The organism is Methylobacterium sp. WCS2018Hpa-22 (assembly GCF_031843785.1).
Taxonomy (GTDB): Bacteria; Pseudomonadota; Alphaproteobacteria; order Rhizobiales; family Beijerinckiaceae; genus Methylobacterium.
In genome coordinates, this window is the sequence record NZ_JAVTJA010000001.1 from 278400 (window position 1) to 291595 (window position 13196).

At 66.5% G+C, this 13196-nt stretch carries 11 protein-coding genes; 4 read left to right on the plus strand and 7 right to left on the minus strand.

All coding sequences use genetic code 11. The features are described 5' to 3' along the window. The first annotated feature begins 169 nt into the window (after positions 1 to 169). On the plus strand, positions 170 to 727 hold the full coding sequence (locus RQI43_RS01240) for a hypothetical protein (RefSeq protein WP_311273951.1): 558 nt from the start codon (positions 170 to 172) through the stop codon (positions 725 to 727). Positions 728 to 815: 88 nt separating this feature from the next. Here the strand turns inward: RQI43_RS01240 and hfq are convergent, their stop codons facing one another. The 3 genes from hfq to RQI43_RS01255 form a co-directional block, all read right to left on the minus strand. Continuing rightward, positions 816 to 1070: an RNA chaperone Hfq gene (gene hfq / locus RQI43_RS01245; RefSeq protein WP_003600267.1), complete on the minus strand. Its 255-nt coding sequence runs from the start codon at positions 1068 to 1070 to the stop codon at positions 816 to 818. Positions 1071 to 1236: 166 nt separating this feature from the next. Next, positions 1237 to 2607, minus strand: coding sequence for a sigma-54 dependent transcriptional regulator (locus RQI43_RS01250; RefSeq protein WP_056433342.1), 1371 nt, complete (start codon positions 2605 to 2607; stop codon positions 1237 to 1239). Further along, entirely contained in the window at positions 2604 to 4925 is a 2322-nt protein-coding gene (locus RQI43_RS01255) for a PAS domain-containing sensor histidine kinase (protein ID WP_056433347.1), read from the minus strand. Before RQI43_RS01255 ends, RQI43_RS01250 begins: the two co-directional genes overlap by 4 nt. 216 nt (positions 4926 to 5141) lie before the next feature. On the opposite strand from RQI43_RS01255, the gene RQI43_RS01260 reads away from it, so the two are divergent. From RQI43_RS01260 to oxlT, 3 genes are all read left to right on the plus strand, one after another. Continuing rightward, the gene (locus RQI43_RS01260; protein ID WP_311273952.1) at positions 5142 to 6740 is read left to right on the plus strand and encodes a gamma-glutamyltransferase family protein; all 1599 of its coding nucleotides are present in this window, start codon (positions 5142 to 5144) and stop codon (positions 6738 to 6740) included. A 52-nt stretch (positions 6741 to 6792) separates the two neighbouring features. Then, positions 6793 to 7668, plus strand: a complete 876-nt coding sequence (locus RQI43_RS01265) for a class I SAM-dependent methyltransferase (protein WP_311273953.1) — start codon at positions 6793 to 6795, stop codon at positions 7666 to 7668. A 62-nt stretch (positions 7669 to 7730) separates the two neighbouring features. Further along, positions 7731 to 9005: an oxalate/formate MFS antiporter gene (oxlT, locus tag RQI43_RS01270; protein ID WP_056452811.1), complete on the plus strand. Its 1275-nt coding sequence runs from the start codon at positions 7731 to 7733 to the stop codon at positions 9003 to 9005. Positions 9006 to 9120: 115 nt separating this feature from the next. Here the strand turns inward: oxlT and RQI43_RS01275 are convergent, their stop codons facing one another. The 4 genes from RQI43_RS01275 to ntrC form a co-directional block, all read right to left on the minus strand. Then, positions 9121 to 9552, minus strand: coding sequence for an NUDIX domain-containing protein (locus RQI43_RS01275; protein WP_056433356.1), 432 nt, complete (start codon positions 9550 to 9552; stop codon positions 9121 to 9123). After that, complete coding sequence (locus RQI43_RS01280; RefSeq protein ID WP_311273954.1) at positions 9549 to 10733, minus strand: MFS transporter; 1185 nt, start codon at positions 10731 to 10733, stop codon at positions 9549 to 9551. The genes RQI43_RS01275 and RQI43_RS01280 overlap by 4 nt, the downstream gene beginning before the upstream one ends. A gap of 382 nt (positions 10734 to 11115) precedes the next feature. After that, positions 11116 to 11727, minus strand: a complete 612-nt coding sequence (locus tag RQI43_RS01285; RefSeq protein WP_311273955.1) for a DUF6886 family protein — start codon at positions 11725 to 11727, stop codon at positions 11116 to 11118. Further along, the gene (gene ntrC / locus RQI43_RS01290) at positions 11724 to 13187 is read right to left on the minus strand and encodes a nitrogen regulation protein NR(I) (protein ID WP_056157473.1); all 1464 of its coding nucleotides are present in this window, start codon (positions 13185 to 13187) and stop codon (positions 11724 to 11726) included. The genes RQI43_RS01285 and ntrC overlap by 4 nt, the downstream gene beginning before the upstream one ends. Positions 13188 to 13196: the final 9 nt, after the last annotated feature.

The following is a 13196-nucleotide window of genomic DNA, read 5'->3' on the forward strand; positions in this document are numbered from 1 at the left end:
CCTCAAGGGCGGCGCCATCCGATCCGTGGGCAAATATCAATGTAGGGGCATGTATAAGGACCGCATTAATCGGATCGTAAGGGCCAACGCGGCTTATCGACCGGCCTGATGCAGGCCTGTCAATATTACCGAAGGTTAGCATATAAAAACTATTTCTCTTTTGGCGGCCGTGGCGTTGTCGATCCTCGGCACCGCAGCGCAGGCCCAGCCTGTTCCGGATGCGAAGTCCGATACCAAGATCGCCATGCCGGCCGCGAACTGGCTGTTCGTCCAGACCGCCGATTCCGTGACGTTCGAGGGCAACACCCTGACGCTCAAGGGTGTCGCGCCGCAGACCCTGATGTTCACCGACCGGCCCGAGCGCATGACCGGCGACGCGGCCACGGCGAAGTTCGTCGACTATTGGACCTCCGGAAAGAGCGACTTCCAGAAGGACCCGCCGAACGCGACGTTGTCGGTGGATGTCAACGGCGAGGCACAGCTCTCCGTCGTCGAACTCACCGATCCGAAGCTCAACGGCGACACCCTCACCTACACCGTCAAGGTTCTCGGCGATAAGCCGCCCGTTTCGGGCAAGAGCGCGAGCCTCTTCATCGACTGGTGGTACGGACCCGGCTGGGGCCCGCGTCATTTCTGGCATCCCGGCCCATGGGGCGCCTATGGGGGCGGCGCCTGCTGGCGCGGTCCGTACGGCGGCCTGCATTGTCGTCCGGCATGGGGCTGGTAAGCCCGTCCCGCGCCTGATCCCGTCGTGAGATGCGAGCCCGGTTCGACGAAGGTCGAGCCGGGCTTTTCCGCCCTACCGCACGGAAAGGTCAGGCTTTCTCGGGCGCCGTCTCGTCCGGCTCGAACAACTGAACCGGGTGGCCGGGCATGATCGTCGAGATCGCATGCTTGTAGACGAGCTGCGAATGACCGTCCCGGCGCAGGAGGACGCAGAAGTTGTCGAACCAGGTCACGACGCCCTGGAGCTTGACGCCGTTGACGAGGAAGATCGTGAGCGGGATCTTGTTCTTGCGGACATGATTGAGAAACGTGTCCTGCAGGTTCTGAGCGCGTTCGCCCGCCATTTTTTATTAATCCTTCTTATAAACCTGCCGCCCGCCGTGACTGGCGGGTTCTTGTTGGTTTGAATGCGTAGCAGACCGGTGAAAACAGACAACCTCGACTATTACACGTTCATTGTTACGCACATGCAAGGGGCACGTACATGTAAGGTGAAGGTCGCCCGGGCCCTCAGGGGCCGATGCCGAGCGACTTCAGCTTGCGGTGCAGGGCCGAGCGTTCCATCCCGATGAACTCGGCGGTCCGCGATATGTTTCCGGAGAATCGCGCGATCTGCGCGATCAGATATTCGCGCTCGAAGATCTCGCGCGCCTCGCGCAAGGCGAGGCTCATCAGCTTCTCGCCGCCCGCCCCGTTCGGCGTCGTCGGCACCAGGGCGCCGATCTCGGTGGGAAGCATCTCGGAGGTCACCTCCTGCTCCGGGTCGGTATGGGTGAGGATCATCAGCCGTTCGACGTTGTTGCGCAGCTGACGGATGTTGCCGGGCCAATCGTGCGATTGCAGCACCGCCATGGCGTCCTCGGCGATGCGCCGGCGGGCGAGCCCCGTGGCGGTCGAGATCTGCTCCATGAAGAAGTTGATGAGTTCCGGCACGTCCTCGCGCCGCTCGGACAGGGACGGCACCCGGATCGGCACCACGGAGAGGCGGTGGAACAGGTCTTCGCGGAAGCGGCCCGCGGCGATCTCCTCGGCGAGATCGCGCGAGGAGGAGGAGATGATGCGCACGTCCACATGGACGCGGGTGGTGCCGCCGACGCGCTGGAAGTTCTGGTCCACCAGAACTCGCAGGATGCGGTTCTGGGTCTCGCGCGGCATGTCGGCGATCTCGTCGATATAGAGGGAGCCGCCATGGGCCTCCTCCAGGGCGCCCACCCGGCGGGCGCGGCCCTCACCGGCCTCGACGCCGAACAGCTCGGCCTCCATGGTCTCGGGGGTGATCATCGCCGCGTTGATGACGACGAACGGACCGCTCGCGCGGGTCGACGAGGCGTGCAGCGTCCGCGCCGAGAGCTCCTTGCCCGAACCCGGCGCGCCCAGAATCATCACGCGTGCATTGGTGGGGGCCACCCGCTCCACGGTCTGGCGCAGCTGGTTCACCGCCACGGACCCGCCGACGAGACGGCTCGCCTGTCCTGAGCGCGCCTTGAGGTCACGCACCTCGCGCTTGAGCCGGGAGGCTTCGAGGGCACGCTCGGCGACCAGGACCAGACGGTCGGCCTTGAACGGCTTCTCGATGAAGTCGTAGGCGCCCGCCTTGATGGCGGCCACCGCCGTCTCGATGTTGCCGTGGCCCGAAATCATCACCACGGGCAGGTCGGGATGCCCGAGCTTGATCTGGTCGAGCACCTGCAGCCCGTCGAGGCGCGAACCCTGCAGCCAGATGTCGAGGAAGACGAGGTGAGGGCGACGCGACTCGATGGCGGCGAGCGCCTCGTCGGAGCCTCCGGCCGTGCGGGTCCGGTGGCCTTCGTCGTCGAGAATGCCGGCGACGAGGTCGCGGATGTCGGCCTCATCGTCGACGATCAGAATATCGGCGCTCATGACGTCATCTCCGCGATTGGGGGTGCCGTCTGTGCGGCAACCTTCTCAGCCTGCGCGGAAGGTGTCCCCTCCGGCTTCTTTTCCTGGGTATCGAGCGGCACGCGCATCCGCACGCGACCGCCCCTGCCCTCTGGATTGTCGTTCAGTTCGATGCCACCGCCATGCTCTTCGAGCACCTTGCTGACGATCGCGAGCCCGAGCCCGGTGCCGCCCTCGCGGGTGGTCATATAGGGCTCGAGCAGCCGCTGGCGCCCCTCGACGGGGAAGCCTTTGCCGTTGTCGGTGATCTCGATCACCGCGAACCCCTCCTCGACGAGGAGGCGCAGATCGACCCGGCCTTTGCCCAGTTCGGCCTCGGGAACGGCGGAGACGGCCTCCACCGCGTTCTTGAGAATGTTGGTGATCGCCTGCGACAGGAGCCTGATGTCGAAGGCGGCATGCAGGCGGTCCTGCCCGGCTTCGGTGAAGCCGAACTCCATGTCGGGATGCGCCACCCGCATCATGAACAGGTTCTGTTTGGCGATCTCGCTGAGGTCGTTCCGGGCGATGGCGGGTTTCGGCATCCGCGCGAAGGACGAGAACTCGTCCACCATGCGCTTGATCTCGTCCACTTGGCGGATGATCGTCGCCGTGCACTGGTCGAACACGTCTTTGTCCGCGACGATGACCTTGCCGTACTTGCGCCGGATACGCTCGGCCGAGAGCTGGATCGGCGTCAGCGGGTTCTTGATCTCGTGGGCGATGCGGCGGGCGACATCCGCCCAGGCGGAGGTGCGCTGGGCCGTGACGAGATCGGTGATGTCGTCCAGCGTCACCACGAAGCCGCGGGCGCCGCCCTGGGCCTGCTCGCTGGTGACGCGCACGGTGACCGTGCGCTCGCGCCCGTCGCGGGTCAGCTGGATCTGCTGCTGGAGGGCGCGCAGGCGGCCCTCCCCTCCCTCGGGAAGGATGGCCTGAAGCTCGGGCACGGCCTGAACCAGCGGCTTGCCGATGATCGCGTCCGCCTTGAGCCCCAATGTGCGCTCGATGGAGGGGTTGGCGATGGTGACGAGCCCCGCCGCGTCGACGCCGATGACGCCGGGCGAGACGCCGGCAAGCACCGCTTCGGTGAACCGGCGGCGCCGGTCGATGAGTTCGCTCGCGGCCGTCAGCCCATCGTGCTGGCGGCGCAACTCCTGGGTCATCTTGTTGAAGCTCTCGCCGAGATGGGCGAGGTCGCCGTCGCTCTTCCGGGCCGGGACCTGGGCGTAGAAATTGCCCGAAGCGACCTGGTCGGCCGCGTTGATCAGCCGGCGGATCGGCGCGACGAACCGGTTGGCGAAGTTGAGGCCGAACCAGACCGCCGACAGCAGGGCGATCAGCGCGATCAGCACGAAGATCGAGGCGAAGCTGATCTGGATCGAGCGCTTCAGGGAATCGTAGGTGAGGTACTCGGCGGCGGCCGCCCGCGAGACGCCGGGGAAGTCGACGGCGAGCTGGCTCACCTCGCGCTGCACCAGCAGCACGGCCCCGTCATAGGCGGGCATCTGCAGCAGGGCGGCGAAGATCCGACCCTCGCTCGGCCGCAGGCAGATCGTCTCGTTCGACTTGGCCGCCTCCTCGAAGGCCGCGGCGGAGGGGAGCCGGCGTTCCTTCAGGATGTCGATCTTGGCCCGTGCGACGACCTCGTTCGGCCCCCGCATGATCTCGGCGACCGGCAGGCCGAGCGCCGTCGCCCGCGTAGTCAGGAAGTTCTCGAACCATTGCCGGTTCACGTCGAAATTCGGCCGCGCCCGGGTTAGGTCGTCGTTGAGGATGCGGATCTCGCGGGCGAGCGACTGGCACTGGTTCTCCTGGTAGGCGTCGGCCACCTCGACGGATTTCAGCACCACGTCGCGGACGCGGTCGGTGAAGCCCAGCGACAATCCGCGATCGATCGTCACCGCCGCCACGACGGCCAGGAGCACCGTGGGCAGGATCGCGATGAGGCTGAACAGCCCGACGATGCGGGTATGCAGGCGTGCCACGGCCGCATTGGCCCGGCGCGCATGCAGGAAGACCCGCGCCTCCCAGCCGATGACGACGAACAGGCTGAGGACGAGGAAGACGTTGATGCCCAGCAGCGTCAGGCCGATCGTCGGCGTCGGCGTCACCCGGATGACCCCGGCGAGGATCAGGAAGGTCGCGATGGCCGAGACCAGGGCGGTGCTGACGACGAGCGCGCCGACCCAGCCGGGCCCGCGCGGCGGCGCCCGTCTGTTATGCGGTTCGGGCTCGCCCTGCGGGGAGACGTCGTCTCCCGAGGCGGCCGATTGTCTGGAACGTCGAAGCCACGCCATGGCTGATGCGTCGCCACAACAGTGTGGCGAAATTAATACGAATCGGGCAGGCGTATCGGCGGATAACGTCGATGCAGCGCGGCCTCAAACGACGCTTCGAGCGGTGAAACCGATGCTGCCGCAGCAGGCTGCGTCCGGTTTTTGCCAGGGACAGGTCACTGTCGACCGAGCGTAAAAATACATTATCCTCACGCCTTTCCTCACACCGAGTTCGCGATGCCCGAGACGCCCGTCTATTCCTCCGCCGCCGTTGCCGCGCCTCACCACCTGGCCGCCACTGCCGGACAGACCGTTCTGGCGCAAGGCGGCAACGCCATCGAGGCGATGGCGGCCATGGCGGCGACCATCGCCGTGGTCTATCCGCATATGAACGGCATCGGCGGCGACGGGTTCTGGCTGGTTCGCGAACCGGGCGGCCGGGTGCGCGGCATCGAGGCCTGCGGTCCGGCCGGGTCTCTCGCCACGGTCGCTCGCTATCGCAGCCAGGGCCATGAGACGATCCCCTCGCGCGGGCCGGATGCGGCGCTCACCGTGGCCGGCGCCATCGGCGGCTGGCGTCTGGCTCTCGACCTCGCCAAGGCGCTGGGCGGCCGGCTTCCCCTCGAGACCTTGCTGTCGGATGCGATCCGACACGCGCGCCAGGGCTGCGCGGTGTCGCCCTCCGAGGCGCGCTACGTGCCGAAGGAGATCGACACGCTGCACGACCAGCCGGGTTTCGCGCAGACCTTCCTCGACGGGGGCAAGCCCTTCGCCGCTGGCGCCACGCGCCGCCTGCCGGCCCTCGCCGATACGCTCGAACAGCTGGCTCATGCCGGGCTCGACGATTTCTATCGCGGCGACCTCGGCCGCGAGATCGCCGCCGATCTCGACCGCCTCGGTTCGCCGGTGACGCGGGCCGATCTCGAAGCCTACGCGCCGCGAGAGCGGGCGGCCCTGTCGCTGCGCCGTCGCGACGCGACGCTTTACAACTTCCCGCCGCCCACCCAGGGCCTCGCCGCGCTCATCATCCTCGGCATCTTCGACCGGCTGAAGATTTCGCGGCCCGAGAGCACGGCGCAGTATCACGGGCTGATCGAGGCGACGAAGCGCGCCTTCGCCATCCGCGACCGCACGGTCACCGATTACGACCGGCTGAGCGTCGATCCGACGAGCTTCCTCACCCCGGAGCGCCTCGACCGCGAGGCGGCCCAGATCGATATGCGCCGCGCCGCCTCCGTGCCCCTCCGGGGACCGGGCGACGGCGACACCGTGTGGATGGGCGCCATCGACAAGGACGGTCTGGCCGTCTCCTACATCCAGTCGATCTACTGGGAATACGGTTCGGGGATCGTCCTGCCGAAGACCGGCATCCATTGGCAGAACCGCGGCACCTCGTTCTCCCTGGACAAGGGCGCGGTGAACCCGCTGGAGCCGGGGCGCCGGCCGTTCCACACCCTGATCCCCGGATTGGCCGCCTTCGACGACGGCCGCGTGATGTCCTACGGCAGCATGGGCGGCGACGGGCAACCGCAATTCCAGGCCCAGATTTTTTCGCGGTATGCCGATTACGGCATGAGCCCGGCCGAGGCCGTCGACGCGCCGCGCCTGCTCTACGGGCGCACATGGGGGGCCGAATCGTTGAGCGTGAAGGTGGAGGACCGGTTCGATCCGGCCTGCATCGCCGAGCTGCGCTCGATGGGCCATGAGATCGAGGAACTCGGTGGTGCCTACATCGATTCCCTGGGCCATGCCGGCATGCTGGTCCGCCATCCCGGCAACGGGCGGATCGAGGCGGTCCACGATCCGCGCTCGGATGGCGGATCGGCCGGCCTGTGAGACGGGTCCCCGCCGGGGATCGGACGATCGAGACCCAGAGACCGGACGGTTCATGATGGCGGATGGCGCGATCACCCAGCGCGAATACTGGAACGGCGAGGTCGGGGCGCGCTGGGCCCGCAACCAGCGCCGGATCGACGCTGTCTTCGCGCCCCTCACCACCGCGTTGCTCGATGCGGCACGCCTTCGGGTGGACAGCTCGGTGCTGGATATCGGCTGCGGCGCCGGTGATTGCGCCATCGCCGCCGCGCGGCATCTCGGTGCCGGGGGACGTGTGGTGGCGGCCGATCTCTCCGCGCCCCTGCTCGCCGTCGCGCGCGAGCGAGCCGGAACCGAGGCTTCCGCCAGCGCGCCGATCGCGTTCATCGAGGCGGACGCGCAGAGCCACGATTTCGGCGCGGCGGTTTTCGAACACGCGATCTCGCGCTTCGGAATCATGTTCTTCGACGATTCCGCCGCCGCCTTCGCCAACATCCGCAAGGCCCTGGTTCCCGGCGGTAGTATGACCTTCCTGTGCTGGCGGCGGATCGAGGACAATCCCTGGATCACCGTGCCGAGGGAGCTCGTCCTACCCCTCGTGCCGGAACCCGAGCCGGGCTCGCCGGACGCGCCCGGGCCGTTCCGCTTCGCCGAAGCGGAGACCATTCGTGCCGTGCTGGCGGAGGCCGGCTTCTGTGACATCACCGTCGAGGCCGTCGACCGCCCGCTCACCCTCGCCCGGTCCGGTGACGGCGTGGGCCCCACCGCGGCGGAGGCCGCCGCGGATTTCGCCACCGAGCTCGGCCCCGTCTCCCGACTCCTGCGTGATCAGCCGGCATCGATCCGCGTGGAGGCCCTGCGCAGGGTGAGCGACGACTTCGCGACGCGCACCGTCTCGGGGGGCGTCGCCCTGAATGCGGGTTGCTGGCTGGTCTCCGCCACAGGCTGACGACCCCGTCGGTTCAATTGGTATACACTTTGCGTCTCCGTGCCCGCAGCATGGAGTGCATAATGGATACGAATCTTTCCCGGCAGCGCTGGATACAACTCGGCCTCGGCCTCGTGGCCATGATGGCGATCTCCAGCCCGCAATACGTCTGGACCCTGTTCACCAAGCCGCTGATCGCGACGACGGGCGCGAGCCTGCCGCAGCTGCAATGGACCTTCACGATCCTGATCGTGCTGCAGACCTTCTTCTCGCCGGTCCAGGGCTACCTGATCGACCGGTTCAGTCCCAAGCTGATGATCGCGCTGGGCGCCATCCTCTCGGGCCTCGGCTGGGTGCTGGCCGCCCGCGTCGACACGCTCTGGGGCGTCTATGCCACCTACGGCCTGTTCTGCGGTCTCGGCACCGGCATCGTCTATGTCGGCATCGTCGGCCTGATGGTGAAGTGGTTTCCCGATCGCCGGGGCTTCGCCGTGGGCGTAGTCGCCGCCGGCTACGGCATGGGCGCGATGCTGAGCACCTTCCCCATCAGCGACATGCTCACCGCCTCGGGCTACCGCCACACGCTGACGGTGTTCGGCATCATCCTCGGCGTCATCGGCGCACTGGCCGCCCTCGGCCTGAGGGCTCCCCGCGCCGACGAGGTCCTGCCGGCCCCGGCCCGCAACCTCTCGACCTGTGTCCACGACACCGCCCCGAAGGAGATGCTGAAGACGCCTCTGTTCTGGCTGATGTTCGCGATGATGACGATGATGTCCACCGGCGGCCTGATGGTGGTGGCGAACTTCGCCTCCTTCGCCCGCGACTTCGGCGTGGCCGACGCGATCATCTTCGGCTTCGTGGCCCTGCCCTTCGCCCTGACCTTCGACCGCATCACCAACGGCCTCACCCGGCCCTTCTTCGGCTGGGTGTCGGACAAGATCGGCCGTGAGAACACGATGGGCATCGCGTTTGCCGCCGAGGCGGTGGCCATCGCGCTGCTCCTCGTCTTCCGCGAGAACGCTTACGCCTTCGCCCTGCTTTCGGGCGTCGTGTTCTTCGCCTGGGGCGAGATCTTCTCGCTGTTCCCCTCGATCCTCACCGACACGTTCGGCACCAAGCACGCCACCACCAATTACGGCTTCCTCTACATGGCGCAGGGCATCGGCTCGCTCTTCGGCGGACCGATCGCCGCCTGGATCTACCTGGTCCAGGGCTCCTGGCTCCCGGTCTTCGCGATCATCATCACCCTCGACGTGCTGACCGCGATCCTCGCCTACTTCGTCCTCAAGCCCATGCGCCGGAACTGGCTCGGTCTCGGCGAGACGCGGGCCATGACGGCCAAGCCCGCCATGGCCTGACACCCACGTCCTGACCCTCGCGGCTGGATTGATCTTTCGAAGCGCGGACGGGGAAACCCGCCCGCGCTTTGCCGTATGGCGCCCATCGATTTTTGTCTGTTCGATGAAGTGAGATTTACAACTTTGACAGGTGCATTCGCCGGGCCAGCGGAATGATCTGGTTGGCTGTCAGGGGGGCAAGCTCGATCGTTGGCAGCGTCGTCTCGGAAACCCAGGCCACCTCTTCGATTTCGGCTGCGGGAGAGACGGGCTGTTCGAGGTCGAAGCCGTAAAGTTCGGCGTCCACCCAGTGGCCGTCTTCGTTCGCGGCTTCCGCGATGAAGCGGCCGAGATAGGATGCTTCGGACGGAAGCTCCACGCCCAGCTCTTCCTTCAGCTCTCGCGCCAAAGCCGCGAGCGGGGTTTCTCCCGGCTCGATCTTTCCTCCCGCCTGCATGAAGAACGAGGACCCTCGCTTTCGAACGAGGAGCGTTCGGCCGTGCGAATCGAAGATCAACGCTGCCGCGATGCGAATGACGGGCGCTGTGTCGGGCGGGGAATTCTTCAAATGGTCTGTCTCCTCCGTCCCTGCGGGATGAGGGCGAAGCCCAGTGTCAGGATCGCGCCGATCCCGGCACCGAGCATGACGGTGAAGGGACCCCATCGATCGAGCAGGGCGGATCCCGCCATGGCGCCGATGCCGATCGCCGCGTTCAGGACGGCCGTGTGAACGGCTGCCGCCGGCGTTGCCAACGGGCCGGCTGCCTTCAGAATCCAGGTCTGCAACGTCGCGAAAAGCATCGAGATCGCCGCGCCCCAGACCACGAGGCATGCTCCGACGCCGAGAAGACCGAGGACCGTGCTCGACGTTCCCATGAGGATCAGGGCCATTCCCATCGCCGTGAGCGCACACAGGATGACCTCGCGCAGGAAACGATCGATCAACAACGCGCCGAGAACGCTGCCCAGAAGCCCTGCCGCACCGAAGGCGAAGAGGAAAATCGGGACCGTCGTCGGCAGGATGCCCGGAAGCGCGGCGATATACGGTTCGGCAAAGGTGTAGGCCGAGAAATGAACCGCCCCGATCAGCGCGGTGATGGCGTAGATCGGGCGGAGCGTCCGCTGACCGATGGCATCGGCGAGCGTCGCCTCCCGGCCGCGCGCCGATGTCGCCAGGTTCGGAAGCGTCACCATCATCGAAACGGCCGTGAGCAGACCGAGCAGCCCAAGCGCGCCGAAGGCTCCGCGCCATCCCATCACCTGCCCCGCCATGTTCACCGCCGGAACACCCATGACCGTGGCGACGGAAATGCCGCCGAAGACGATGGAGGTCGCCAGCCCCGTTCGGTGAGGCGGGGCGATGTCCATGGCAAAGGCGGCGACCGTCGCCCAGAAGATGCCGTGTGCCACGGACCCGACGAGGCGGGCGAGGAACAGCGCCTCCAGGGACGGCGACCTGAGCGCGATCGCGTTCGACGCGGCGATGACGAGCATCAATCCGATCAGGAGAGCTTTGCGCGGGACGCGTCCGACAAGTGTCGGCGCGAGAAGACCGCTGAGGGCTCCGAACCAGGCGTAGAGGGTGACCGTGAGGCCGATCGTGGCCTGGGATTCGCCGAGATCGCCAGCCATCTGCGACATCAGCCCGATCGGGGCGAATTCAGTCGAGACCATCGTGAACGCGGCGATGCCGAGCACCGAGATCGAAAGCCATGTCCGGAAAGGAGAGCGACCATGATCCTCGGCCAAACGTTCTCTCCTCGGACAAACGCGTCAGGCGATCGAATAATGGTTTTTTGAACTTTATCGAGTGGCGCCAACATCACACTTAGGAAGTGTTTGTTGTGATTTGCCGTTCCGCGTTAATTAAGTGACATTTCTCCGTATGTGTCTATATAGATATCTATAAAAACAATATAATGACCGAATAGTTATTAAATTGATTGTGAAAAGTTTCTTCACAACGCGTAATAGCGACAGTTATATTATGTTTTGACTGATTATGAATCGCAAATGGCAATCTATAATTTTTAGTATGTACAGAAATTTATTGTAAATATTGCCTTGCGCCATTCTTGTGGGGCCAGAAGTTGTTGTTTGACCAGCCGTTCCGGTCAACCCGAGCATTTCCTTACCGCGCAAGAGGAAGTGCGATCGGCCTCGGCGGTCCGCCCTCCGGCGTGACCCAGGCCTGCGCGTTCCTCAAGCGGATGCCGCTCGCGTGCAGGGTGGAGCGCCAGATCGGCGCCAGGGGGGTGAGGCGCGGGAGGGGGCGGAGTTCGACGCCTTGCGCCTTCATCGCGGCGGGGAGGTCCCGGATCGTGTCGTGGCCAACAGGGACGACCGGGCTTCGAGAGACCCAGGTGCCGGGCTCGCCGGTGGGCTCGAAGGTCTCGGCCGGCATCCGGTAGCGTTGGATCGCGGCGGTCGCGATCCTCTCCGACCAGGCCTCCTCCACATAGGCGACGGCGCGGTCGGTGACGTCGCCGAACCAGGCCCGCCGGTCCTCCGGCGTGGTCCGTTCGGTCGGCCAGATCACGATCCGGGGGCAGTCGCGCGGGAAGAGGTAGAGCAGGCTGTGGGCTGCATCGATCGCCCAGACCAGGGGGCCGTTCAGCCAGGCTCCCGCCTGCCCGCGATCCACGCCGACGCGGACGGGGCGCGGCGCGAAGACCCGGATCGCCGGGTCTTCGCTGAAATGGAACAGGTCCCCTGGTTCGCCGGACGTGTCGCGCGGGCTCACCGTGCGTTGCGGAAGACCTGAAGGTCGAGGTCCCGCACCTTCTTGCGCAGGGTGTTGCGATTGACGCCGAGCAGTTCCGCCGCGCGGATCTGGTTGCCGCGCGTGGCGGCGAGCGCCGCGCCGATCAGCGGGCCTTCGATCTCGCGCAGGATTCGGTGGTAGAGGCCGGGAGGGGGCAGCGTGTCGCGATAACCGCTGAAATACTCGGCGAGATGCCGCTCCACCGCGGCCGACAGCGTCTCGTTGTCCGCCGCGCCGGCCTTGCGCGCACCGGACCCGTTGGCCTGTGGCTGCGCCAGCGGCAGCGTGTCGAGCTCGGCCTCGATGACCGGGCCGGTAATCGTTTCCTGCGGATACAGGGCGGCGAGGCGGCGGACGAGGTTCTCGAGTTCGCGCACATTGCCGGGCCAGCGATAGCGCTTCAGGCGCTCCATCGCCTCGCCGTCGAGCTGCTTGCGGCTGAGACCCTCCTTCTCCACCAGGATGAAGAAGTGACGGATCAGGTCCGGCACGTCCTCCGAGCGCTCGCGCAGCGCCGGCAGGCGCAGCGGCACGACGTTCAGGCGGAAGAACAGATCCTCGCGGAAGATGCCCTGCTGAATCGAGACGCGCAGGTCCTTGTTGGTGGCCGCGATGATGCGGACATTGGTCTTGATCGGGACCCGGCCGCCGACCGTGGTGTACTCGCCTTGTTGCAGCACGCGCAGCAGGCGGGTCTGGGCCTCCATCGGCATGTCGCCGATCTCGTCGAGGAAGAGCGTGCCGCCCTCCGCCTGCTCGAACCGCCCGGCCGAGCGCGAGAGCGCGCCGGTGAAGGCGCCCTTCTCGTGGCCGAAGAGTTCGGATTCGATGAGGTCGCGCGGGATCGCCGCCATGTTCACCGGCACGAACGGCCCGGAGCGGCGACGGCCGTAATCGTGCAGCGCGCGGGCCACCAGCTCCTTACCGGTGCCCGACTCGCCGGTGATCATCACCGTGAGGTCGGTGGGCATGAGGCGGGCGAGGGCCCGGTAGATCTCCTGCATCGCCGGCGAACGGCCGACCAGCGGGATGTCCTCGTTGCCCGGATCGGCGCCGGGGGCGGGCGTGCCGCGCGGCCGCGAGAGCGCCCGGCCGACGATGGCGATGAGCTCCTTCAGGTCGAAGGGCTTGGGCAGGTATTCGTAGGCCCCGCGCTCCGAGGCGCGGATCGCGGTCATGAACGTGTTCTGCGCGCTCATGACGATGATCGGCAGTTCCGGCCGGACGCGCTTGATGCGCGGCAGCAGGTCGAACACGTTCTCATCCGGCATCATCACGTCGGTGATGACGAGATCGCCCTCCCCTTGCGCGACCCAGCGCCAGAGCGTGGCGCAGTTGCCCGTCGAGCGGACTTCGTAGCCCGCCCGTGACAGGGCCTGGTTGAGGACGGTGCGGATCGCAGCGTCGTCGTCCGCGACGATGATGTGGCCGTTGGGCATTACGCGACT

What these genes read in the sequence shown, in the direction of transcription:
- hfq (WP_003600267.1), bottom strand. Translation starts at nt 1,070, where the DNA reads ATGGCGGGCGAACGCGCTCAGAACCTGCAGGACACGTTTCTCAATCAT.
- RQI43_RS01250 (WP_056433342.1), bottom strand. Translation starts at nt 2,607, where the DNA reads ATGAGCGCCGATATTCTGATCGTCGACGATGAGGCCGACATCCGCGAC.
- RQI43_RS01255 (WP_056433347.1), bottom strand. Translation starts at nt 4,925, where the DNA reads ATGGCGTGGCTTCGACGTTCCAGACAATCGGCCGCCTCGGGAGACGAC.
- RQI43_RS01260 (WP_311273952.1), top strand. Translation starts at nt 5,142, where the DNA reads ATGCCCGAGACGCCCGTCTATTCCTCCGCCGCCGTTGCCGCGCCTCAC.
- RQI43_RS01265 (WP_311273953.1), top strand. Translation starts at nt 6,793, where the DNA reads ATGATGGCGGATGGCGCGATCACCCAGCGCGAATACTGGAACGGCGAG.
- oxlT (WP_056452811.1), top strand. Translation starts at nt 7,731, where the DNA reads ATGGATACGAATCTTTCCCGGCAGCGCTGGATACAACTCGGCCTCGGC.
- ntrC (WP_056157473.1), bottom strand. Translation starts at nt 13,187, where the DNA reads ATGCCCAACGGCCACATCATCGTCGCGGACGACGACGCTGCGATCCGC.